General features: G+C 37.7%; 19 protein-coding genes, 1 tRNA gene and 3 pseudogenes. 14 read left to right on the top strand and 9 right to left on the bottom strand.

Features of this window, described 5'->3' with window-relative positions:
- Positions 1-77 precede the first annotated feature (77 nt).
- Positions 78-151: transfer RNA gene (locus tag FJR09_RS02620), tRNA-Arg, on the bottom strand.
- A 33-nt stretch (positions 152-184) separates the two neighbouring features.
- The gene (locus tag FJR09_RS02615) at positions 185-1,282 is read right to left on the bottom strand and encodes a tocopherol cyclase family protein (protein WP_168653732.1); all 1,098 of its coding nucleotides are present in this window, start codon (positions 1,280-1,282) and stop codon (positions 185-187) included.
- A 681-nt stretch (positions 1,283-1,963) separates the two neighbouring features.
- On the opposite strand from FJR09_RS02615, the gene FJR09_RS02610 reads away from it, so the two are divergent.
- The 6 genes from FJR09_RS02610 to FJR09_RS02585 all read left to right on the top strand — a co-directional run bounded on the left by FJR09_RS02610 (position 1,964) and on the right by FJR09_RS02585 (position 10,278).
- The gene (locus tag FJR09_RS02610) at positions 1,964-3,388 is read left to right on the top strand and encodes a sugar transferase (protein ID WP_168653731.1); all 1,425 of its coding nucleotides are present in this window, start codon (positions 1,964-1,966) and stop codon (positions 3,386-3,388) included.
- Entirely contained in the window at positions 3,385-4,362 is a 978-nt protein-coding gene (gene galE / locus FJR09_RS02605) for a UDP-glucose 4-epimerase GalE (RefSeq protein WP_015078337.1), read from the top strand. Before FJR09_RS02610 ends, galE begins: the two co-directional genes overlap by 4 nt.
- A 258-nt stretch (positions 4,363-4,620) precedes the next feature.
- The gene (locus FJR09_RS02600) at positions 4,621-6,810 is read left to right on the top strand and encodes a polysaccharide biosynthesis tyrosine autokinase (RefSeq protein ID WP_015078338.1); all 2,190 of its coding nucleotides are present in this window, start codon (positions 4,621-4,623) and stop codon (positions 6,808-6,810) included.
- Between the two features lie 262 nt (positions 6,811-7,072).
- The gene (locus FJR09_RS02595; protein ID WP_015078339.1) at positions 7,073-7,633 is read left to right on the top strand and encodes a Uma2 family endonuclease; all 561 of its coding nucleotides are present in this window, start codon (positions 7,073-7,075) and stop codon (positions 7,631-7,633) included.
- 296 nt (positions 7,634-7,929) lie between these two features.
- Complete coding sequence (locus FJR09_RS02590) at positions 7,930-9,393, top strand: lipopolysaccharide biosynthesis protein (protein WP_168634683.1); 1,464 nt, start codon at positions 7,930-7,932, stop codon at positions 9,391-9,393.
- A gap of 105 nt (positions 9,394-9,498) precedes the next feature.
- The gene (locus tag FJR09_RS02585) at positions 9,499-10,278 is read left to right on the top strand and encodes a class I SAM-dependent methyltransferase (protein WP_168634684.1); all 780 of its coding nucleotides are present in this window, start codon (positions 9,499-9,501) and stop codon (positions 10,276-10,278) included.
- A gap of 23 nt (positions 10,279-10,301) precedes the next feature.
- On the opposite strand, the pseudogene FJR09_RS26060 reads toward FJR09_RS02585, so the two are convergent.
- A pseudogene (locus FJR09_RS26060) lies at positions 10,302-10,490 on the bottom strand (IS30 family transposase); the annotation flags it as partial.
- A 117-nt stretch (positions 10,491-10,607) separates the two neighbouring features.
- Between FJR09_RS26060 and FJR09_RS02580 the strand changes: the two are divergent.
- The 7 genes and pseudogenes from FJR09_RS02580 to FJR09_RS02550 form a co-directional block, all read left to right on the top strand.
- Positions 10,608-11,555: a glycosyltransferase family 2 protein gene (locus tag FJR09_RS02580; protein ID WP_168634685.1), complete on the top strand. Its 948-nt coding sequence runs from the start codon at positions 10,608-10,610 to the stop codon at positions 11,553-11,555.
- Entirely contained in the window at positions 11,552-12,499 is a 948-nt protein-coding gene (locus FJR09_RS02575) for a glycosyltransferase family 2 protein (protein ID WP_168653730.1), read from the top strand. The genes FJR09_RS02580 and FJR09_RS02575 overlap by 4 nt, the downstream gene beginning before the upstream one ends.
- 147 nt (positions 12,500-12,646) lie before the next feature.
- Positions 12,647-13,855 (top strand): hypothetical protein, encoded by a 1,209-nt coding sequence (locus tag FJR09_RS02570; protein ID WP_217361107.1) that lies wholly within the window; start codon positions 12,647-12,649, stop codon positions 13,853-13,855.
- 311 nt (positions 13,856-14,166) lie between these two features.
- Positions 14,167-15,324: a glycosyltransferase family 1 protein gene (locus FJR09_RS02565; protein WP_015078345.1), complete on the top strand. Its 1,158-nt coding sequence runs from the start codon at positions 14,167-14,169 to the stop codon at positions 15,322-15,324.
- Positions 15,321-16,502, top strand: coding sequence for a glycosyltransferase (locus tag FJR09_RS02560; RefSeq protein ID WP_015078346.1), 1,182 nt, complete (start codon positions 15,321-15,323; stop codon positions 16,500-16,502). The genes FJR09_RS02565 and FJR09_RS02560 overlap by 4 nt, the downstream gene beginning before the upstream one ends.
- An 11-nt stretch (positions 16,503-16,513) precedes the next feature.
- Positions 16,514-17,095, top strand: a pseudogene (locus FJR09_RS02555) (ISKra4 family transposase); the annotation flags it as partial.
- Positions 17,096-17,219: 124 nt separating this feature from the next.
- Positions 17,220-17,369: pseudogene (locus FJR09_RS02550) on the top strand (GDP-mannose 4,6-dehydratase); the annotation flags it as partial.
- 64 nt (positions 17,370-17,433) lie between these two features.
- Here FJR09_RS02550 and FJR09_RS02545 read toward each other — a convergent pair.
- From FJR09_RS02545 to rpsF, 4 genes are all read right to left on the bottom strand, one after another.
- Positions 17,434-17,922, bottom strand: coding sequence for a hypothetical protein (locus FJR09_RS02545; protein WP_015078348.1), 489 nt, complete (start codon positions 17,920-17,922; stop codon positions 17,434-17,436).
- Positions 17,919-19,028: an AAA family ATPase gene (locus FJR09_RS02540; RefSeq protein WP_015078349.1), complete on the bottom strand. Its 1,110-nt coding sequence runs from the start codon at positions 19,026-19,028 to the stop codon at positions 17,919-17,921. The genes FJR09_RS02545 and FJR09_RS02540 overlap by 4 nt, the downstream gene beginning before the upstream one ends.
- Before the next feature lie 384 nt (positions 19,029-19,412).
- Positions 19,413-19,973 (bottom strand): Npun_F5560 family protein, encoded by a 561-nt coding sequence (locus tag FJR09_RS02535; protein ID WP_015078350.1) that lies wholly within the window; start codon positions 19,971-19,973, stop codon positions 19,413-19,415.
- 362 nt (positions 19,974-20,335) lie between these two features.
- Positions 20,336-20,659: a 30S ribosomal protein S6 gene (gene rpsF / locus FJR09_RS02530; protein WP_015078351.1), complete on the bottom strand. Its 324-nt coding sequence runs from the start codon at positions 20,657-20,659 to the stop codon at positions 20,336-20,338.
- 289 nt (positions 20,660-20,948) lie between these two features.
- Between rpsF and FJR09_RS02525 the strand changes: the two genes are divergently transcribed.
- A complete protein-coding gene (locus tag FJR09_RS02525; RefSeq protein ID WP_015078352.1) occupies positions 20,949-21,722 on the top strand; it encodes a fumarylacetoacetate hydrolase family protein in 774 nt (257 codons plus the stop codon).
- A 3-nt stretch (positions 21,723-21,725) separates the two neighbouring features.
- Here the strand turns inward: FJR09_RS02525 and FJR09_RS02520 are convergent, their stop codons facing one another.
- A complete protein-coding gene (locus FJR09_RS02520; RefSeq protein WP_015078353.1) occupies positions 21,726-22,202 on the bottom strand; it encodes a Tic20 family protein in 477 nt (158 codons plus the stop codon).
- Positions 22,203-22,665: 463 nt separating this feature from the next.
- Entirely contained in the window at positions 22,666-22,863 is a 198-nt protein-coding gene (locus FJR09_RS02515) for a hypothetical protein (protein ID WP_015078354.1), read from the bottom strand.
- Positions 22,864-23,158 lie beyond the last annotated feature (295 nt).

Below are 23,158 nucleotides of genomic sequence, written 5' to 3'. Positions count from 1 at the left end.
CTTTGCGTCTCTGCGCGAAACAAAAACAAAATGTAGTTGCGCTTTAATTCCAAGTGCAGCTACATGACAAATACAAATGGGATTGGTGCGGATCGAACGCACGGCCTAGCGCTTAGGAGGCGCTCGCTCTATCCAACTGAGCTACAACCCCAAGAATGAACCAAATATTATCATAGCAGTATTTTTAGTGAGACTGCCAGTAATTATCCCAATCATCACCACCAACTTCTAAACCGCATAGATTACTACTGGCATTGAGGATAACTTGAGATTTGCTGCCATTAAGTTCTCGCAATTCTAAATTTAGCTCCCCTTGCATAGTATCCCGACAACAAAAATTTAAACCATTGCTTGTCGGTGCGCGGAGAGATGTACCTGGTAACTGGGTAGTTCCTGTCAGTTCAATTTCGTAATTTAGGTTTTTGGCTTGCATTTGCCATCTACCCCAGGGCTGAATTTGCCATTTTACTTCTGAATTCCAAGGAACAAATTCATAAAATTTGCCTTGGTGGTGGATACCAATCATCGCCACTGATTCCATCCACCATAATACACCACGTTTACCGCCACCGGCTGTTAAAGCTAAATCGGGTTGATTAATAAAAGAATTGCAATTTAGCCAAAACCATTTTTGGGGAAAAGCACCACCCCAATTTTTTTCTGCGTATGCTGGAGCATTTGTAAATTCATAAATTTTACCATGCCAATCAATCCAACCACTGGCTAAACCGTGAGCCATTAAAATTTGCCAGCCGGGTTCAAATATCTGCGAAAATGATAGCCAACCAGCGGTTGATTGCTGAAGACTATTTTGATTTCCCCATGCGTATACGGGTTTAATTTCGTATTCCCATCGGCAATAATTACCAGTGGCAGGATCTGTAATTATGCCTTGATTTAAGGTGGCTGTGGCTTGATAACCTTCTTGAATATGGTGTGTAAATTCACTGGGGATAAGATACAGGGGGGAAACTTGTAAGTTAGTTTTTCCCCAATGTCCTAATCCTAAAACATCCCGACTCGCCCAAAATTTATTCACATCGGGAAAGGTGCGACAAAGATATTCATCATTTATGCCCAGTATTTGGGCTGCACCGCCGCTGTAGGGCTGATTACCGCTGGGATCTTCGATAGAGTACATGAAGGCGATAGTTTGCTTAATTTCGGGCAGTGTGACGCGGTAATACCAGCCTTCAAAGAAACGACGATGGCTACAGTCCCAATGATAGCCGCTATGGGGAGTTTGAGTGAAATCGAGGAGGTTTTTAGGAATACTCGGCATAAGGTGTCTTTTTTGCTTACTTTTCAGTATGGGCAATGCGGAGATTTTGGATTAAGATGATTCAGGATGCGATCGCCATATCAAAGCAATCACTGAATTTAATCTTATGTCACATTCCGTAATCTCGCTGTTGCTATCCATAATTACTCGAAAAAATGCCCCCCCAAAAATAAAATCAAACATCTGTAGCCACAAAAGACATTTGATTAGCTGTCAATATTCCCATCTGCCAATAAACCCTACTTTCAAATGCGGGTTGGGTTGGTAAGTCTCCCATTAACTCAGCCTTGCTGTATCGTCTTTGTACCGCTTAGTCTCAACTTCAGCAGTGAGAAACTTTACATTTTAGTATCTGCTGTGATTAAATATTTAGTGTTGGGTATATCTATTTAGAATTCACCCACTAACTGTCGCAAAATCCCGCAGTCTATTTAAATTGTATCCATCCGGGAAGAATTGTGAAAGTATGGGGCTGAATATTTTACAAAGCAACAGCGCAACACAACGCTCATGTTATGTTTCATGGTGATTGCTCTGCAACGCAAAAGTAAACAACCTAACCTACAAATTAAGGCTTCTTACAATTTTGACAAGGTATTTATGAATTAAAGCTTTTTTTCAATTTGGCGAAGCTATTGTTTACAAGTTCATTTTTTTACAAGCAACTTCAAAAAAATACTTATGTTAGAGATAGGATTTGAGACTAATAGAGGCAGCAGCAGCATTCAGTTAGTAAAACTCCCACGCTTTATATCTCTATTCCTGATGGTGGGGGATGTCCTTGGCCTATTTGTCTGCTTGGGACTTACTTCTTACTGGACGTTAAATAATCCATTGACAGGATTTGACCCATTTGTCTGCGGATTTATCTTACTGGTTTTAACAGGGATGTATTTGTCAGATACATACCATCCAGAGAAAGAAATTGCAGGTTTACAAGCTCCAAATCGCATTCTCATCAGTAGTGGAATAATTACCCTCATCACTTCATTGGTAATTTATCTATCGGAGAGTTGGGAACAGGATTCAGGAGGGATGAGGGGTATATTGCTAGTTAATCTGGGAATATTTACAATCTGGGCAATCATATTAAGACTATTGGCATTCAATTGGTGGCGATCAAAGTCCCACCAGGGTCGTTGGTTAATGCTAGGATCTGGCAATCATGCGATAAAGTTTGCCCAAATGTTCTTAACACGGAATCCCTTGGGAAGATTAGTTATCCTGACTGAAAATGGCCAACAACTGCCTGAATTAGCAGAAATAGAACCCCAACTAAGTCATGAAGGCTGCCTCAGCGACCTATCTGATTGGAGTCAGCAACCCTTATTAGGGGTGGTAGTAGGGACAAAAATCAGTCTCTCTGATGTACAAGTGCAAAGTTTAATGCAACTACGACTCAAAGGCATCCCTGTTTACCAGTTGCCCGATATTTGGGAAACTTTATGCTACAAACTTCCCTCCTCTCTACTTGAAGATGAGTGGTTTGCTTTTAGTAGTGGCTTTAACCTGGTATTTTGTGGTTTTAGTCTCAAAATCAAGCGGTTTACAGATATAATGCTGACTGGAGTATTATCTGTGCTGCTACTGCCACTCATGGTCATTGTTGGTTTAATCATTAAGTTAGATAGTCCAGGTCCAATTTTCTATAGCCAATTACGAACAGGATTATACGGTAAACCATTTCGGGTTTACAAGTTCCGTTCCATGTCTCAGGATGCTGAAAAGAAGGGCGCACAATGGGCAATTCAACGAGATCCACGCATTACCAGGGTGGGATATTGGCTACGAGTTTTGCGAATTGACGAACTACCTCAGATTTGGAATGTGTTATCTGGAGAAATGAGCCTGATTGGTCCTCGTCCAGAGAGGCCAGAGTTTGATGTCAAGCTCAAAGAAGCAATTCCTTATTATGAAATGCGCTATTTAGTCAAACCAGGAATCACAGGTTGGGCGCAGGTACTTTATCCATACGGAGCTTCCCTGGAAGATGCCTATGAAAAGCTGGCTTACGACCTTTACTATATCAAGAACTATTCTTTATGGTTGGATATAGTCATAGTCTTAAAAACCATCAGAGTTGTTTTATTGGGTAAAGGCAGATGAATCAAAAAGTCTTGGTGACAGGAGGTGCAGGCTATATTGGTTCCCACGTCGTGCGTCAACTAGGCGAGGCTGGTTATAATATAGTCGTATATGACAATTGCTCTACGGGTTTACCCCAATCCGTACTCCATGGTGAGCTAATTATTGGCGATTTAGGAGATATAGACCGCCTTTACCAAGTCTTTGGCAAACATCAATTTAGTGCAGTCCTGCACTTTGCAGCTAGTCTAGTTGTACCAGAATCCGTTGCCTATCCCCTCGATTACTACGCAAATAATACACGGAATACTCTGAATTTGCTCCGGTGCTGTAGTGTCATGGGTGTTAACCAATTGATATTTTCTAGTACAGCCGCAGTTTACGGCGAACCCCAAGAAAATCCAGTCACCGAGTCTACTCCTACCCTACCAATTAATCCCTACGGACGCTCCAAACTGATAAGCGAATTCATGATTCAAGACTATGGACTAGCTTCTTGTCTGCGGTATGTAATTCTCCGCTATTTCAACGTCGCCGGAGCCGACCCCGGTGGCAGAATCGGACAAAACTCAAGCAATGCAACTCATTTGATTGCCAATGCCTGTAATGCCGCCCTGAAACGCCAATCAGAATTGAAGATCTTTGGCACTGATTTTCCCACCCCAGATGGTACAGGAATTCGAGATTATATCCATGTTGAAGACTTAGCCGCAGCCCATGTTGATGCGTTACGCTATCTGGAACGAGATGGAGAAAGTCAAGTTCTCAACTGTGGTTATGGAGAAGGTTATAGTGTCCGGCAAGTTGTGGAACGGGTCAAAGCTATTTCTGGTGTGGATTTTCCCGTAATTGAAGTAGCGCGTCGTCCCGGAGATCCAGCCTGTGTGACTGCTGATGCAGAGAAAATTAAGCAGGTATTGAACTGGCAACCCAAGTATAATAACCTAGACAATATCATCTACAGCTTTCTATCGTGGGAAAAAGGTAAGACATGAACTTCTTTGATTAAATTTCATAGCCTGTAATTTTGCAAACTCTTCAATTTATCGAATAGTGTGTAAAAAGGATTATTTACTACCTTGTCCATTTTCTGTTTTGTTGGATTTCGCTGTCGCTTAACCCAACCTACAAATCAAGACTTTTGGCGATTTGGACAAGGTATTGCCGGAAATGACTTAATTTTGTGCAAATACATGATCTACAATTTCTACAACACTTAAGTTCTAACTTAGTATATTTTTTTAAATTAATTTATGTCTATTAACCAAGAAGACCAAGATTCCTCTTTTGATATCCAACAATACTGGCTAACATTCAAAAGACATTGGCTGGTGACATCAATTGTCTTTGCCTCTGTCTTAGGAGTCACAGCCTTGCTCACTTACTCAGCAAAACCAATTTACGAATCCGAAGGCAAGCTGGTTTTCACCAAAAAAAGTGGGGCTTCCTCACTCGCAGGTCTCTCCCAATCTCTGGGAGAACTGGGCGGATTGACAAACCTCAGTAACCCAGTAGATACCGAATCTGAGATCATCCGCTCCTACCCCATTGTTATAAAAACTATTACCACACTGAATTTGACAAATGATCAAGGCAAACAGATTTCTTTGGAGAACTTTCTCAAAAAACTGAAGCTGAAGACTATCCGAGGAACGGATGTGATCCAGCTTTCTTACAGGAGTACTAATCCGCAAGAAGCAGCAGATGTGGTCAATTCTTTAATGAAATATTATCTGGAGAGTAATATTCGCACTAACCGCACCGAGGCCAGATCCGCGCGAGAATTTTTAGACAAGCAATTACCAGAGGTCGAGAAAAGAGTTACGAAGGCAGAAATGACCTTGCGTCGCTTTAAAGAAAACAACCGGGTGGTAGCTCTGGATGTAGAAGCCAAAACTGGTTTGGAATCTCTTGGAAAACTAGATGAGGCAATTACCCGCAGCCAAGGCGAATTAGCGGCAGCTTACACTCGATCTGTGGCTTTGCAGTATGAAATGAAGTCAACTACACAAGAGGCGGTTGATCTCAGTGCATTAAGTCAATCTCGTGGCGTACAGCAGGTACTCACAGAATACCAGAAAACACAATATGACCTAGCAACAGCGCGAACACTTTATACTAGTGATAATCCAAAAGTTGTGAATTTGGTATTGAAAGAGGCATCTCTTAAAAAGTTACTAGAAGAGCGAGTTACCCAAACCATTGGTAGTTCCAAGTCTCTCCCCCAACAGAATTTGCAGGTAGGAGAACTCAAACAGGCATTAACTCAAGATCTAGTCAAATCAGAGGTGGAAAGGTTAGCCTTAACAAACCAAATCGGAGAATTGCGAAAGGTATTTATAATTAATAGGCGACGTTTGGATAGCTTACCTCGACTGGAACAACAACAGCTACAGCTACAGCGACAGTTATCCGTGGCACAAATCACCTATCAAGAATTTCTGAAGCAATCTCAGTTAGTTCAGGTGCTAGAAAATCAGAATGTAGGTAATTCGCGGATTATCTCTGAGGCTTTAGTTCCTGAACGTCCCGTTTCTCCCAAGATTCCCCTCAACTTAGCACTAGGCGGATTTTTGGGAATCCTCTTAGGTGCGGGAACAGCGCTGCTGTTGGAATCTATGAATCAATCTCTCAAAAATGTTGAAGAAGCGAATCGGCTGTTGGGTTTTCCTTTGCTGGGGGCGATTCCCCAATATGGTGAAAAAAATCCAAAACATCGGCAGGAAGGTCGGCAAGAGTTGCCCTTGTTGGATAACCCCTATTCACCAGTCAGTACATCTTTTGAAATGCTCCAGACTAATTTAGGCTTTACCCTATCTGACAAAGAATTACGGGTAATTTTGCTCACTAGTTCAACCCCCGGAGAAGGTAAATCTTTTGTGGCAGCAAATTTAGCCCTAGCCGCAGCCCACGTAGGACGACGAGTGCTGTTAGTGGATGCCGATATGCGCCGTCCCCGTCAGCACCGCGTTTGGGAAATACCCAATTTATTGGGACTAAGCAATATCTTAGCAGGTCAGATGCAGTTAAAAAATGCTGTCCAGGAGGTATCTCCCCAGGTGAATATGTTGCCAGCCGGAAAAATTCCGCCTAACCCAGTCGCACTTTTGGATTCCCAGCGCATGGCTGACTTGATTGCAGAAGCAAGGAATGATTATGATTTTGTCATCATTGACACACCACCCTTGACTGCTGTTACTGATCCACTGATTGTTGGTAAGTATGTGGATGGATTATTGCTGGTTGTCCGTCCTGGCAAGGTGGAATATTCAGCGGTGAAGTCATCGAAATTATTACTTAATCATGGGAAAGTGCCTATTTTGGGAATGGTAGTGAATGGTATTAGTGAGGAAAGTAGTTATGGTGGGTATTATTATCAGAGAGGTTATTACGGTCAGAAAGTAGATAGTAAGGGGAAGTTTTCTCAGGCCAATCTGCGGTAAGATTTGACTTTATTTCCCGCTCATGTAATATTAACCTAATAAGATGTAGAGTTTTTTGGTTGGTGCAAATACAGTTTGCACCGCTAAGAAATTAACTAAAATTATTCGTTTTTTAGGAGTTGAGCTTTGATGGTCTTTTGATCTCAGTTCCTCCCTCGCCACCTACTCGTAACTGGGAAGGCTGAAGTAGGGGAAAGCTATGTCTAAATTATGGTATAATTATCAAAACGATGTCGACTAAGGGCTACAATAATTATCCTTTATGACCATCAGCGCCATAAAATATCTCACATTGCAGGAGTTTCTGATGCTACCGGAAACAAAGCCAGCATCAGAGTTCTTGGGTAGGGAAATTATTCAAAAACCTACGCCGAAAGGAAGACACAGCCGACTGCAAGGGAAACTTAGTGGCGAAATTAATTTGGTGAGTGAATCTGAAAAAATTGCCTATGCTTTCCCTGAACTCAGGTGTAGCTTTGGTAATCGCTCAATTGTTCCTGATATAGCAGTTTTTACATGGGAACATATTCCTTTCCTTAGCAGTGGAGAAGTCCCAGATAGATTTGAAGTAGCTCCCGATTGGGTAATTGAGATTCTTTCTCCTGAACAGAAATCAAATAAAGTGATTGGCAATATCTTGTATTGTATGGAGCATGGGTGTAAATTAGGATGGTTTCTTGATCCTGATGATTTAAGTATTCTAGTATTTTTGTGCGATCGCCAACCAATACTGATGGAAAAAACCGATATTCTGCCTGTATTGGCAGGAATAGAGTTAAAATTAACTGTTGATGATGTATTTGGCTGGTTGAGAATGGCTTAACTAAGCAATACCTTGTTTTAGGAGTTGAGCTTTGATAGTCTTTTGATCTCAGTTCCTCCCTCGCCACCTAGTCGTAACTGGGAAGGCTGAAATAGGTGAAAGCTATGTCTATATGATATAACCACTCAATTGTAACCGCTCAATCAATAGGGACAGACTACCTGGCTGAGAACGGTTTTAAGTTAGTTGATACTTATAACTAAACGCGCTACCGTGAATTATTGGGCGGTTACACTTAAATTATTCAAAAAATCTATTGTTTAACGACACCAAATTACTGAAGTAAATTTACTAAATTGAAAAACAGCTTTTTAAAGAATGGATTCTATAATACTGCTGGCGGAATTATCCGAATTGGTTTGGCTATACTTACAATTCCTTTACTGATTCGCTTGATTGGAGTTGAGGAATATGGACTTTGGACTCTAGCTTCTAGTGTTATCGCAATTGTTGGTTTAGCTGAAGCTGGTCTTGCTACTGCAACCACTGTGTTTGTTTCTCAGGACTTAGGAAAGGAAGATAGTGATGGGTTATCACAAACTTTAACTGTGACAGTTGGAGCCATGCTGATATTGGCTACAATCGCAGCGTTCGCTCTTTGGTTTGGTGCTGAGGGTATTGTTAGTATATTTACTAAATTAGATAATACACAACAGTTGACAGGGGTAAAAGCTTTACAGATTGGTGGATTAGTATTGTGGTCGCGATTACTTCAACAGGTTTTAGTTGGTGTGGAGCAAGCATATCAGCGCTATGGTTTGATGAATCTGCTAAATACGATTCAGTCTGCACTAATTACACTGGGAATGTTAGTGATAGCTTACAGAGGAGGACGGACAATAGCATTGATGCAGTGGCAAGCTGTTGCTGCTGTAGCAGTTTTGTTAAGCCATGCCTGGGTGGTGCAATCATTACTTAAAACTGTAAATCTCCACCTGGCTTGGAGTAAAGATAAAGGACTTGCAGTAGGACGCTATAGCGTAATGATTTGGTTGAGTTCTTTGGGAAGCGCACTTTTTGCAAGAGGAGATCGTATAATTGTAGGAAGTTTGCTAGGGACTCAAAGTTTAGGGGTTTATGCGGCGATAACTGATATTACAACACAAATTAATGTACTTTCTTCATTACCTGTACAACCTTTAGTTCCTGCGGTCAGCCATTTAATCCAAAATTTAAATAATGAACAAACAAAACAAAACATTAAGCAAGCTATTCAGTTGAATGGTCTCGTTGCTCTTGGTTTAGGAGGTATATTAATAACACTTTCCCCATTGATATGTAGCTTAATTTTCACAAATGTAATAGATATTAAATACATATTTTTATTTTGTATTTCTACGGTAATTTATTCACTTTATTCTCTCAATGCTGTTGGTTACTATATCCTACTTGGCATAGGTGCAGCTAATATTTGTGCTATTGTAGTAGCAGCTAGTGGCTTTTTATCTCTCATAATGATTGCGTTGGGGGCATATAATTTTGGTTTAATCGGAGCAATCTGTGGAAATTTCCCTTATTTATTAACAAATCTTCTATTATTAATGGGAGTTAAACACTTTTGTATTCCTCAAAATACATTGATAAAATGGTTGAAGTTCCCTTTGCTGTTTTTTTGCATTGTCGTGTGTTTACATTATTTTATACTTTATAGCAATGTATTAAGACTAGGATCTGCTATACTGCAAAGTTGTATTTTATTGATTTGGTTCACCGCCAATAACAAAGGTTTTTTCGCAAAAAAATTACTTAACTTTAAGTGAGGTCTAATTATGAACTGCGTTTACTGTAAGGGATATCTTAAGGAATTTAGTGTCCGAAATGTCCGAAACGACCCAAATACTAAATCCATAAAAGAGCATGTGCTTATGTTAAATTCTTCTGATTTAAAGAATATTCTTCCATCAATGACTCATGGTAAATGTGTTAGTTGTGGTTCTATTATCGCTACTGATAATAGAATGAAAAGTGAAGAATTATTACTAAGCATGTACAATGATCTTCCAAAAGATTATTGGCAAGAACTCGAAACAGAAAAAAGTAATTCTTTCTTTGTTGAATTGGGGAATCTTCTCAATCCGAATCAAAATAGTATTATGTCTATCTGTGACGTTGGTTGCGGTGATGGTAAATTCTTAGATTGTATCAACGAATCTTGGCAAAAATTTGGTGTAGAGCCAGGTAAAGCTAGTGAAAATATGATAAATCATGAAAAAATTACTTACTTTAATGGAACTTTAGATAAAAGCCCATTTAGGAAACATTCAATGGACATCATCACTTACATAGATGTTTTTGAACACTTAGCTGATCCTATAAAAGAGATAAAAATAGCAAAAGAATTTTTATCCCCAAATGGTAAGATAGTGATATTTACAGGTAATGCTAATAGCATATACTCAAAAATGTCTGGAAAAAACTGGATATATCTTGCTTATGTCGGTCATATTGCAGTTGCTTCTGAAAAAGGTCTAATAAATGCTTTAAATTCATGCGGTCTTAATAAGATAGATGTATTAAACGTAAATCATCATTCTTCTGTGAGTTTTCCAAAGTGGCTATTTTATTTACTTGCTAGTAAGTTGTTAGGGAATCGAGGTAATATACCATTATTCAATGACCATATGATTGTGATTGCAAGTGTTTGAAATATTAAATTTTGAAGTATGGATATTTTAAAGTTCGTGGGTTTGGGATAGAATTGTCGAGTTAATCCATTCGTGTATTCGTTCAATCCACGCTTCCATAAATGATACGGCTTTGAAAAGAAACATTCTAATTTCAAGCTTTCAGATAGCTTCTGATGTCCACAGAATTCTCCTTCATTATCAATCTCAAGCCTCATAAACGTCTCTTTTTTCAACGTGGCTTTCAGGCTCTATCCCTTATGAAACAAGCTGTTTAGCCGCCTTGTCACCCGTTAAGGCTCTATGGTCGTAGCACTGACACTCTTGAATCTTTCCTTTTTTATGACTTTATGGAAATCTCCAGCATCCCAGAATATTTGAAAAAAAAATCTTGTCCTGAACGTATAGAAGGCGGATCTAGAAAGATTAATAGTAATCGCAAGGATGAAAATCACCAACATAATCAACCATTGGTGACGATTATAACCGTTGTGTTTAATGGAGAAGAATATATAGAATCTACAATTAAAAGTGTAATTAATCAAACACATGAAAACATAGAATATTTAGTGATAGATGGTGGAAGCAATGATGGCACTTTAGAAATACTTAAAAAGTATTCAGCCCATATTGATTACTGGCTTAGTGAACCAGATAATGGGATTTATGATGCTATGAATAAAGGTATAGCCTTGTCTTCTGGTGATATTATAGGGTTGCTTAATGCAGGTGATACATATCTACCAAATGCACTTTCATTGTTAGTTGAACAATTTGTTCCTAGCGATGATTTATCCATTTATTATGGTGATATTTACCTTGGCTACACAGATGCGAATATTACTATAAAATCTCCTGCAAGTATTGATAGACTAAAATACTCAATGACTATTTGTCATCAAGCTATATTCATTACGAAGCATACCTACTTAAATCAAGGACTATATAATCTTAATTACAAATATGCTTCAGATTACGCTTACGTATTCTCTTTGTTACTCATTGGTGCTGAATTTCATTACTTAGATGGCGTAGTTGCATATTATCAAACTGGAGGAGTAAGCGATAATAAAATTTTTAATTTGAAATTAGAGTATATCAAAATTCATCGGAATTTGAAAAGCCCATTTTTCTATCGTGCATTAATTTTATACATTCAAGAGTTATTTTCATACTATTTCTATAAAATAGTAGGATATTTTTTCGGAAAGCAAAAAGGCGCAGAGTTCAGAAAACAACGTTTAATAAATAAATATCAGACACACATACTACAAAATCAAGAGGTTAAATCTAAATGAATAAATTAATAAATACCCCAATTTTACTTTCGCTTATTGTCCCCGTGGTAAAGCCTGAATTGTTTTTAGAAAAACTATTTATTTCTCTTAGCAATTTGAAGCATGAACAAATCGAACTAGTCTTGATTAACCAATCAGGGAAGGAAATAGATATACTTAGGAAAATTCTTAATATTGAATTAGTTGAGTATGTACGAAATAGCGTAATTCCTGCTGCTGAAGCCAGAAATCTTGGAGCATCACTAGCATCCGGTGAATATCTCTTTTTTTTGGATGATGACGCTTTTATCTACTCCAACATAATATCCCTAGAAGAACTGATTATTAGTTTGCCAAATGGGCCAAATCTGCTGGTACCTCAACGAGGAGAGGTAATAGATGGCTGCTATATTTCTCACTGGCCACAGAATACATCGAAAATAACGTATAGAAATTTTTCAAGATTTATAATTGAATGGAACTTAATTATAAAAAAAGAGCTATTTTTGCAATTAGGCGGTTTCAATGATATGGGTCCTGGTTCAAATCATGCATGTCAATGTGGGGAAGCTTTTGTTCTAACTTCAAAAATCATAGTAACTGGCCAATCAATCAAGCTATGTCCTAACATTAAAGTTGCACATCCTGGACTATTTGAAAAGGCTAAAAACACTAAAAATGCTCTTGCTTATGCTTATGCTACAGGATTTGCAATTGGAATTGGATTAAATTATTTTAATTTTATCGCTAAAATTTATTGGATTAATAGGGGAATTTTCTCTGCTTTTTATGAACTATTGAGACATAGTAAAAATCAAATTAAACTAATTGAAAATGTTAATTTATTTGCATATAGGATAGCTATATTGAAATGTAAAATTTTGGGTTTAATTGATGCTGTTACTAAGAGTAATCCCCGGTCTTTAATATGGTTAGATGCAGAAGCAAAAAAAATAATAAATTAGTGATAGTGAAAAATGAACGATTTTATATTCGATTGGATATGTTTGTATACACAAATTTTGTTACTAATTATTCTAATAATTCGAGAGCTTGTTCAAAATCGTAACCGTAACTTATATGTTGTATTTACATCAGTAACAATGTTGACTTTGGTTCAAGGTCAAGCATGGTGGTTATTAAGTCAATTCCAAAATGGAGATTCGGATATTGTACATTTGTATCAGTTATTGAGCTTGGAAAGCACACGATTAGCAAATTTATATGCAGGTTTATGTACTATTAGCCTATTCATAACTTATACATGGATGGCAAGGCATAAATTTAAAAACAAAGGGTTTTTAAATTCAGGAGTAGTTGTTTTTTCAATCAAAAATACTAACTCCCTCGTGTCATACATAGTGATAGCCCTTTGGGTTACGGTTTTTGGTGGAATTTTAATACTTCTGCTAGGTGGGTTACAAGCAGCTATAGATAATCCAGGAAATTCTGTTGGAGGACAGACTTTCCTTCTAATTGGTGTTAGTTTGGGTAAAATGCCTTTACTATACAAATTATCTCTTAAACAAAGGCTGAATAGAGTTGATATCCTAACATTTGGCTTTACTTTCTTGCTGACCTTAATCAATTCCCGTTTTTTAGCAACTTTCATGCTTGTTCAAGTCCTATTAATATTCAACTACTGCTGGAAACAAATTCCACGCCGTTGGATTATTGCTAGTGGTTTTGTTTTCATATTTATCTTTATAATTTATGGACTGTATAGAGATAACAGTGCAATAAATTATAATTTAAGTCTATTTGAAAGGTTAGAAGAAATCTCGAGTCGTTTGAATCAGCAAGACAGTCCAATTGAATGGTTTTACCGTACCAATGTTGAGGTTTTTGCGGGCTTAGCAGGCATTTTAACTTATGAAAATAACGTAGGAGGTATTAACAGTGATTTCGGTTTATCTAATCTAAGCTTATTCACGCAATTTATTCCAAATATGATTCGCAATGACCCATATCTAGTAGGTCCGTTAACAGATTTCTTGAAGTCATTGTATCCATACCCTGAAGGTTCAGTTGTTCCATCAGGACTGGAAACTTTTTATGCTCATTTTGGTGTATTTGGACTAATACTTTTGGGCATATTGTTAGGATATTTATCCTACTTTTTGCATATGAAAATGCTTTATCAAAATGATGATACTTTGAAAGTATCTTTACTATCAGTACAATTAATTAATATAGTCCGAACTATGCTTTCTAATGTTCTATTTTTTGGATTAGCAGATTGGACTATGCTTTTCGCTTATAGACTGATATTAAATTTTGGAAAAAAGCAAGATAAGCGAGCAGATTACAAGAGTTATTAGGTTGTTTATTTGATGACAACGAAATTGTTCTTTTATACAAGGAATTGTAAAATGATTAAAAGCTTTGAATCAGACTGTCAATATATCATTAATTCAGCACATAATTTTGCAGTCAAAAATCCAGATTTTACAGGTTCTCTTTGGTTTCTGCTAAAGAGGTTTATCGATAAATTATGGTGGGTTATAGGCTATAAGCCTTAATTATGCTGGATTATTACTTTGCATCAACACCATAATTTATTTCAACATGAAATAGTCATTAACCCTACCTGCTATTTACGATTACGTCAAGACTGAAGGAGTACCTTTAATTGATTATTGGAATTGATACCCGCTTTGCACTCAAAAAGCGTAGGGGAATAGGCAACTATACCCTCAATTTATTGCAATCTTTAGCAAAAATAGATCAGGAAAATCAGTATTTTCTTTATACAGATCAACCTGATTCTGAAAATATTTTACCAAAAGCTGCAAATTTTGAAGTTAGAATCCTAGTCCCAGCCAATTATTTACTATGGGAACAGCTAGTTCTGCCAAGACAAGCAATTAAAGATGGTATAGACGTACTTCATTGCACTGCTAACACATCTCCAGTTTTTCTAAAAAAAAGTACAAAACTGATAGTCACTATTCATGATGTGATGTATCTGAAAGATTCCGTACTATTGCCAAAGTCAAATGTTGCTTATCAAAGACTAGGTAGGATATACAGAAGTGCTATTGTCAGCAAAACTATTAGAAATGCTACTAAAGTGATTACAGTTTCTAACTTTTCTAAAAGCGATATTCTGCATCACTTTCCCAGTCTTCAAACAAGCTCAATTATAACTACCTATGAAGCACCGGATGCTGCATTTAGGATACTTGACAGGGGAAACGCATCTAAAATTATCAAGAATAGTTTTAATCTATCTGGAAAGTATTTATTAACTTTAGGTGGTACAGATCCACGAAAAAACACAAAATTAGTTATTAGAGCTTTTTCAAAGCTAAAGCAAACGAAAAACATTGATGAAAAGTTAGTTATCGTAGGAATTCCGAACTGGAAGCAGTCTGAATTTTATGATCTTGTGTGTTTACTTGAATATGGAAATGATGTTATTTTTACTGACTATGTTACTCAGGAGGAATTAGTATGTCTCTATAATTGTGCAACATTATTTATCTATCCTTCTTTATACGAAGGCTTTGGTATCCCACCCTTAGAATCAATGGTTTGTGGTACTCCAGTTATTACCTCTAATACAACATCTATTCCTGAAATTGTTGGAGATGCCGCTTTGCAAGTAGACCCCACCAATCAAGAAGAACTTGAAACAGCAGTATATAAATTATTGATTGACAGTTCTTTAAGAAATAACTTAATTCAGCGTGGATTAGCAAGAGCAAAGCAATTTTCTTGGCAAAGAATGGCTGAAGAGACTCTAGATATCTATAAATCTATTATTGCTTATGATAATAACTCATGAAAATACTTTTTGTTACTCCGAGATTTCCTTACCCCTTGTTACAAGGAGACCAACTGATACTCTATCATCGTCTTCGTATCTTAAGTCAGCGACATGAAATTACATTGTTGACCCTTTATCATAGTTCGTGGGAACTAGAAAATATTGATCAGATACGTCCTTACTGTAAAGCAATATATACTGTTCCTCTTCCTAAATGGCAATCACTTATCAATGTAGGAAAAGGTTTATTTACTTCACAATTACCTCTTCAAGCTTGCTACTACTCTTCTAGTAGGTTTCAGCAACAGCTAGATTCAATTTTAGCAGCCAACAACTTTGATATAGTTCATGCTTTTATGATGAGGATAGCCCCTTATTTTCATCATATACACACCCCTAAAATTATAGAACTGATTGACTCGATGCAACTAAATTTAGAGCGTCGTGTAGTGTTGGAATCTTTTCCTCGACGCTGGATTTTTCAGGAGGAACTTCAACGAGTCATCCGCTACGAACGTGATTTGCCTAACTTATTTAATAAGTTAGTAGTTGTATCTGAAAAAGATGCACAACTAATTCCTAGTGACCGAGTGAAAGTTATCCCAAATGGGATAGATACTGATTTTTTTAGTCTACAACAACAATCTCCAATAGATCCAACTCTAATTTTCTCTGGAAATATGAGTTATGCACCTAATATTCATGCTGTTAAGTGGTTTGTTGAACTTTGTCTACCAATAATTCAACAAACAGTTCCTAATGTTTCTCTTATAATTGCTGGAGCAAAACCTTCTAGAGAAGTTCGCAGTTTAGCGCGAAAAGAAGGAGTTATAGTGACTGGTTTTGTAGAGTCTATGCCAGAAACTCTGAAACAGGCAAAGGTTGCGATCGCTCCTATGCAATCAGGATCAGGTATGCAAAACAAAATTTTGGAAGCAATGGCTTCTGGACTACCTGTAGTCACTACAACATTAGGACTTGGTTCTCTGAGTGCAAAACCTGACAAGGAAATTTTGATAGCAGATAGTCCAGAAGATTTTGCGAAAGCTACGATTACTCTGCTACAAAACTCTGATCTAGCTAGAGAGATTAGAAATCTTGCAAGACAATTTGTTGTGAATAAATATAGCTGGGAATTTTCAGCTAACCAAGTTGAAAACCTGTACAATCAGATAATCATTGATAGAGGCAGATAAACTGAAGTTTTCAAACTATCAAGAAAACAACAGCCGCGCAAGTACCCAAACGGCAAGTGGAAGAATTAGCGCAAACAATTGCCAGAGACTTTAATGAGTTCTATGAATACCAGCAATCACAATCACAGCAATTAGAACAGACAGGAGAAATCATCGTCATCAGTGCCGATGGCAAGGGTGTAATCATGGGTCGAGAAGATTTACGCCCCAGTACCCAAAAACGAGCAATTGCTAGTCAAAGGAAACTAGAAAAACGATTGACCAAAGGGGAAAAGCGTAACTCAAAGCGGATGGCAACGGTAGCTGCTGTTTATACTATCAAACCATTTATTCGTACCGCCGAACAAATTATCAACCCCAAGGAATTTCCCCAGAGCCAACGTCCTCGTCCTGAAGTCAAGCGCGTTTGGGCTTCTTTAGTCAAAGAACCGGAAACGGTGATTTCTGAGGCGTTTGATGAGGCATTGCACCGTGATCCAAATCAACAAAAACACTGGGTGGCATTAGTTGATGGCAATAAGACACAATTACGTCTTCTCAAACAATTGTCTCGAAAACACAATATTAAGCTGACAATTGTTCTTGATATTATAAGGAAGAACGCCGAAAACCCTTGAAAATGTGGCTGACTCAGGAAGCCACATTTGGGCCAAAGGTGTCTCTCAAGCTCGTTGCTCTACTACTCCACCACCAATACCAATGGTTGTTTGATCTCCTGCTTTTAACTTTGTTGGGTTAAACTGGCAAGATTACGTTGTTGTTGATCCTGCTTTTTACCGACCAGATGAATCAGTGCAATTAGTGGGTAATATTGATAAAATTCACAACCAATTAGGTTGGAAACCCCAATATTCCTTATTTTTTTAGAGGAAGATATTAAATTTCTCTTTTTTTAGGCTTTTTCTTAGCAGTGTAACTATTGTTTCTTGGTTTAATTTGGAAACAAAAATGGTTTAATAGATAAAATCATCCGTTCTAACTCAGGTTTATTATGTATGAGAAGACAATGTTCCCATAATTTATGATTGTTTTCCGCGCAATCTGTAGCCAGAGATTCTCCAATAGTCTCAAAATTCTTTTGAATATCCCTTTTAAGACTCTCTGGATTAGATTGTACACCTAAAACAAATACTCTATTTTTTATATCATCTGGAATATAACTTTCTACAAAATTTAATCTATCTTCACATTCATCAAAATCAATAATTAATAGGATGTTTCTCTGTGGATATTGTCGCATAGCTTTGATATGATCATTTGTGAATTTATCTACAGCTTTTTTCCAACCATCAGCAATTGGTAGGATTTGAATAGCCCGATTATTCACATTCAAATTTTGAATAAATCCATTAACAATCTGACGATTAGCATCATCTTCAGGTAAAATTAACAAATGTGGTTTATTCTTATTTATACTCATAATTCTATATCACCACAAATCAAAGAATTAATCAAATCGCCAGTAACAGGTATATCACTAAGCAATCTAATTAAAGTTGGTTCTAAGTGACTTTTTCTATCCAGAATAAAAGTGTTTTCATTGGAGAATTTTCTAATTGCTTCAGGATTATGAGAAGTTACTAAAATTTGGCCACTATCCTTAAATGAACGTCTCAGAGATGTGATAAAATGACCTACTTCTGAGATAGAGAGATAGTTGTCAGGTTCATCCCAAAAGCAAAAAACTGACCCATAGAATTTATTAGCTGCTAATACCACAGCACAAAGAAAAAAGCATTTTTCACCATCTGATAAATCTTGAAAGTTAACATTCAAGGTTGCATTATTTTCAGCAAATCTCACAATTAGACTTTTGAACTCTTTACCGATAAGTTCATTCAAGAAATCTTGAAAATCGGGCATAACTTCCCGTAAATATTTATCAACGTCTCTATAGGCCGCAGGATATCTACCAAGTAAACCAGAAAACCATTCCCCAATATTTGCACCATCTCTGTTTGGTTGTAAAGTTTCTCCGTGGGAATCTCCAGTCATTAAACTAGGAATTGGTGCTAGAATAATTATATGAGCCAGCCAATTTTTGAAAGTATGAAGTGGATCTGTTTCTGATTGCTCCTGAATAACTGGAAGGGCTACTAAATGCCAATCTACTAAAAACTGAGATTCACGATTTTGTGAACTACTATAAATAGTAACTTGTGCTTCTTTCCGAGAGTAAATTGGATTTCCTGCAACTAAAAGTTGTTCTTCAAAAACTCGCAATTCTTTAAATTTTTCTGGCAACTCTAAGGCCAGGACGTATTTATATAATTTCTCCTCAAGTAATACTTCTATTTCCAAGCGAATGGGAACATCATACCTGCCACGAGTAAAATCTTTAGACTTGACAAGTTGACCAACTCTATTTATGCCTCTACCAATAGATTGAAATACCTCTAATGCGGTTGCAATAGTTGATTTACCTGTGCCATTTTTTCCAATCAAGAGAGCAGATGACATCTCCTTCATTGTTAATTCAAAGTTTTCTAAACACCTGAAGTTGTGTACATATAGTCTTTGGAGCATAATCAAATAATTTCCCGGAATGGCAAGTGAAATAACTTTTTGGTGAGATATACCAATTATAGGTTCAGATACCTGACTTCGTAGAAAAATCAGGGTTTTAGCTTAACCATGAGTGGTTATCACTAACTTATTCTCAATGTCTGCAACAAGTCTATCTAGATATCCTCAATTTTCCAAATCCGACAAAGAAAAATGCACCTATTCTATTTTGAGACACCATCAGCCAAAACCTTGCACTTTTCGACAACAAAAAAACCTGAAACCCTTATCTGTTATTCCTTCTAATCTTATTCAGCAAGCCCTAACTAAAATCCGCAGTACCTCAAAAAAAGATAGGTACTGCGGAATAAAAATTTTGATTTATTTCAAATACAGTCACAAATTTTAGACATTTTGGGCAGCAGGTAAACTATCGGTTGCAACTTCCGAACGAGGAAAAGTAGGTAAATCAATACCGCCATGATTGGTGTAGCGGTTCTTGAGTGCTAAACGATAACTCACACTTTGCAATTCGGCTTGCAATTGGCGATTTTCTCGTTGTAGGATTGTTACCTTGTCTCGCACTGGTGTCATGCGTTCCTCAAACTTACGACGGTAAATTTGGGGTAATTCCTGTACTACCTGCTCCAACATTCGACTACGATCAGTTAGTTCTTGTAAAGACTGTCGTAATTGGTAAATCTCCGTATCACGATTCGTAATTTGTTCTTGGTAGAACGTCAACTGCTGTTCGACGGCTTGGATTTGATCTCTTAAAGCCTGCAATTGACTCAAATCTATCTCTGGCTCAGATTTTGGCGGTGTAAAGTTAGTATTACCCTTAACTAGCCGGAATAGTTCTTGAGATAACTGTTGAACTAATTGATCTCGCAGTTGCAAGTCTTGGCGCAACTGCGAGATTTCGGTGGACAGTTCTTGGATGTTTGGTATATCAGATTGGCTCACAGTCACTTAAAGCTCTTACTTAATATATATAGTTAATTTTTCACTTGCGCCGATTATATCACATAGGTCGCAGTTCGAGTGAAATAATTGAGCGATTTTTAGTAATTTCCTGATGTCGCAGTATGACGCAGGCCATACTGCTGAACTGCTAAGAGACTTCCAATTAAAGAAATATCCAAAATTTCTTGTAGTGCGGGCATACTTCGACCCTTCGACAGGCTCAGGGCATCGCAAGCTCAGTACAAGTCTTGCCCGCTAATAATACAAGAACGATACCACAAACTTGGACAGCGAAGCCCTGCTGCAAGCAGTTCATCTTTTTTGTGGAGTTATCTAACTAATAACCTCGGAAAACGCGGTTATTAAGCTGCTACAACTTCTTCTGGTTTTTCTTTGTGAACTTCTTGCTTGACTGTCATATAGCGAATCACTTCTTCACTCAATCGCATTGCGCGTTCCATGATAGCAATTACAGTTCCAGGACCTGTGTAGTTGAGTTGAACATAAACGCCATCACGATGCTTTTGAATTTCATAGGCCAGACGACGCTTACCACGGTTTTGAATTTCAATATTCTCAGCACCGTGTTCACGAATTAAGTTTTCGTATTTGGCGATTTGTTGTACTACTTGCTCATCTCCCAAGTCAGGACGCAAAATGTACATGGTTTCGTAAACTGTGGTCATGTTTTTTAATTCACCTTATGGACAATGGCTGAAGAGGTATTAATTTATACAAATATTGCTATGGGCGATACTTTAATTGATTAACATCTCAAGCAACAAGGAATTTTGACAATTTTTTAGTTATTCTACAGTAGCACAATTTTGAGCAGGATTTGTCCACTGGTTAATAGTTTGTTAATTAAGGTCATAAGATTTTCAATATTTATCATATAATCTTACAAGTTTTTAATGGCAATCATTAAGCACATTCTGCTGGAACAAAGTATATTCAAGGATATTTGTCAAAGTTATGGCGCAGCGATATGTGCGAGTTCAAAGTCAAGAAGGGAAAATTTACTATGGGTTACTCCAGCTTTCTCAGAATGTAGAAGTGCTGGATGCTCCACCTTGGTTGGATGGTCAACCTACGGATTTAATCCTGCCATCCAATTCTTACAAGATTCTAGCCCCCTGTGCGCCTTCAAAAATTGTGGGTGTAGGCAAGAATTATGCTGATCATGCGGCGGAAATGGGAACACCTGTACCCGCTGAACCGCTAATTTTTTTCAAACCGCCTACATCTGTGATTGCGTCAGAAAGAGAAATTAAGTATCCTCATCAGTCTCAACGGGTAGACTATGAAGGAGAATTGGCTTTGGTGATTGGCGATCGCACAAGTGATTGTACCCCAGCCCAAGCCCAAAGTAAAATTTGGGGTTATACCATTGCCAATGATGTTACAGCCAGGGATTTACAAAAAAAAGACCCCCAATGGACAAGAGCCAAAGGTTTTGATACTTTTTGTCCTTTGGGACCTTGGATTGTCCGAGAATTAAACCCAGGAGCGAGATTACAGACGTTTCTGAATGATAATCCCCATCCAGTCCAATCTACTTGTATTGATCAAATGGTATTTTCCCCAGATTTTTTGGTGTCTTATATCAGTCAAGTGATGACCTTATTACCTGGGGATATAATATTAACTGGTACACCAATGGGGGTAGGAGCTTTGCAAATAGGCGATCGCATCCGTGTAGAAATTGAAGGAATTGGTCGCCTAGAAAACACAGTTGTGGAGCGTTAACTGTTAGCGTACTTGCATATGTACTGCATCGGAAATCGCGGGAATTTCCGCATACTTACCCATTAATGACTGAGCAACGGAATAAACAACTGCTGCTACTATCCCCATGAAAATGGTTGTATAAAGTGTTTGCATAGCAAATCCACTACCAGGAACTAATTTCACAATATCGGTCAAGATGCTACATAAAAAGATCACAATATCGAGAATGATGGCTTGCATCGTGTTAAAACGAATAAAATGATTAATTTTCTCGTTTCTGACCACCAACAGCCACAAAGCAAAGAAAATAATCATTCCCGCATAACGGACACCATAGTAAATTCTTAATAGTGGCAACAGGGGCAAAAATATCAGTCCTAAAAGTGGAAAATCATTCATTAAAAACTGACCGAAAGCAAATACCTCAATCAAAGGCAGTAGATAAGGTAAACAGGCAAAAATTCGATCAGGGAAAGTTGTAGACCCGCGCCAAGACATTTTGTGTTCTCCTGTGGCTAAATTTTAACAGCTATTGAGCTTAGGATAACGCAGATGCTTGACCTTGCTGACAAATCACCAAATAGAACGAAAGGCACGGAAGCCACTTGGCAATAGATGCGTGGAGGAAGTGCCAACGGCGAATTTATTCGCCGTGACATGATAGAATTAATTAGCAAGTAGGAATAACCATCAACGCCAAGAAGTGTTTTATTAAGGAGAAACCCCTGATTTATCTCGTCTCGGCATAGCCGTAGCCTGGGTAAACAAGCAATGGTAAATCATGGAGCGTTTAACATTAAAAATTGATGGACTCACAAAAGCAGCAAAAAAATCAAAAGTAAGCGCAATTGCAATACCTGTCGTACTGGTAGTTGTCTTGAGCGTCTAGGAGGATAATTGACTATCCTTTTTAAGCAGGTCTTAAAGAATCTGCGTGTCTTTAGACCGCAGAGTATCAACATTATTCTACATTGGCGACACGAAAGCCCATGACACACTCGTATTGATCTGGCTGTTGTTCCGTAAACTTACTAATTGCTTGACCACAGCGCAGTTTACCTCCACCCCAGCGAGGTTGTCCACTACCATTTGCTAGTAAACAAGACTGACAGACCTTTTCAGAGCTAAGGATTTGATTGTCCATTACAATGACTAACATCTCAACCCCTCCTTGTTCCAAATAGAGTCAGGAATGTAATCTAATGTTGGGTTACACTGTCGCTTCACCCAACCTACAAAGAATTGTAAGTTAATAAATCCACGTTCCTAACTAGATAATCTAGGTTTATTGTATCTTATATATCTTAGATTTTTGTAAGTTTGAGTACAAAATAATACATAAATTCAGGCTACCACGTTGATGAAAGTCAGTAATTCTTAAATAATGACGTTCCCAGTTCTCAAAGCTTTTCAGTCTAAATCCTATAATAAACAAGTTGCCTGATTTCTAACTT

The organism is Dolichospermum sp. UHCC 0406 (genome assembly GCF_009712025.1).
Lineage (GTDB): Bacteria > Cyanobacteriota > Cyanobacteriia > Cyanobacteriales > Nostocaceae > Dolichospermum > Dolichospermum lemmermannii.
The sequence above is the reverse complement of the archived record's forward strand: the minus strand, read 5'-3'. Positions and strand labels throughout refer to the sequence as shown.

What these genes read in the sequence shown, in the direction of transcription:
- FJR09_RS02615 (WP_168653732.1), bottom strand. Translation starts at nt 1,282, where the DNA reads ATGCCGAGTATTCCTAAAAACCTCCTCGATTTCACTCAAACTCCCCAT.
- FJR09_RS02610 (WP_168653731.1), top strand. Translation starts at nt 1,964, where the DNA reads ATGTTAGAGATAGGATTTGAGACTAATAGAGGCAGCAGCAGCATTCAG.
- galE (WP_015078337.1), top strand. Translation starts at nt 3,385, where the DNA reads ATGAATCAAAAAGTCTTGGTGACAGGAGGTGCAGGCTATATTGGTTCC.
- FJR09_RS02600 (WP_015078338.1), top strand. Translation starts at nt 4,621, where the DNA reads ATGTCTATTAACCAAGAAGACCAAGATTCCTCTTTTGATATCCAACAA.
- FJR09_RS02595 (WP_015078339.1), top strand. Translation starts at nt 7,073, where the DNA reads ATGACCATCAGCGCCATAAAATATCTCACATTGCAGGAGTTTCTGATG.
- FJR09_RS02585 (WP_168634684.1), top strand. Translation starts at nt 9,499, where the DNA reads ATGTTAAATTCTTCTGATTTAAAGAATATTCTTCCATCAATGACTCAT.
- FJR09_RS02580 (WP_168634685.1), top strand. Translation starts at nt 10,608, where the DNA reads ATGGAAATCTCCAGCATCCCAGAATATTTGAAAAAAAAATCTTGTCCT.
- FJR09_RS02575 (WP_168653730.1), top strand. Translation starts at nt 11,552, where the DNA reads ATGAATAAATTAATAAATACCCCAATTTTACTTTCGCTTATTGTCCCC.
- FJR09_RS02560 (WP_015078346.1), top strand. Translation starts at nt 15,321, where the DNA reads ATGAAAATACTTTTTGTTACTCCGAGATTTCCTTACCCCTTGTTACAA.
- FJR09_RS02545 (WP_015078348.1), bottom strand. Translation starts at nt 17,922, where the DNA reads ATGAGTATAAATAAGAATAAACCACATTTGTTAATTTTACCTGAAGAT.
- FJR09_RS02540 (WP_015078349.1), bottom strand. Translation starts at nt 19,028, where the DNA reads ATGCTCCAAAGACTATATGTACACAACTTCAGGTGTTTAGAAAACTTT.
- rpsF (WP_015078351.1), bottom strand. Translation starts at nt 20,659, where the DNA reads ATGACCACAGTTTACGAAACCATGTACATTTTGCGTCCTGACTTGGGA.
- FJR09_RS02525 (WP_015078352.1), top strand. Translation starts at nt 20,949, where the DNA reads ATGGCGCAGCGATATGTGCGAGTTCAAAGTCAAGAAGGGAAAATTTAC.
- FJR09_RS02520 (WP_015078353.1), bottom strand. Translation starts at nt 22,202, where the DNA reads ATGTCTTGGCGCGGGTCTACAACTTTCCCTGATCGAATTTTTGCCTGT.
- FJR09_RS02515 (WP_015078354.1), bottom strand. Translation starts at nt 22,863, where the DNA reads ATGTTAGTCATTGTAATGGACAATCAAATCCTTAGCTCTGAAAAGGTC.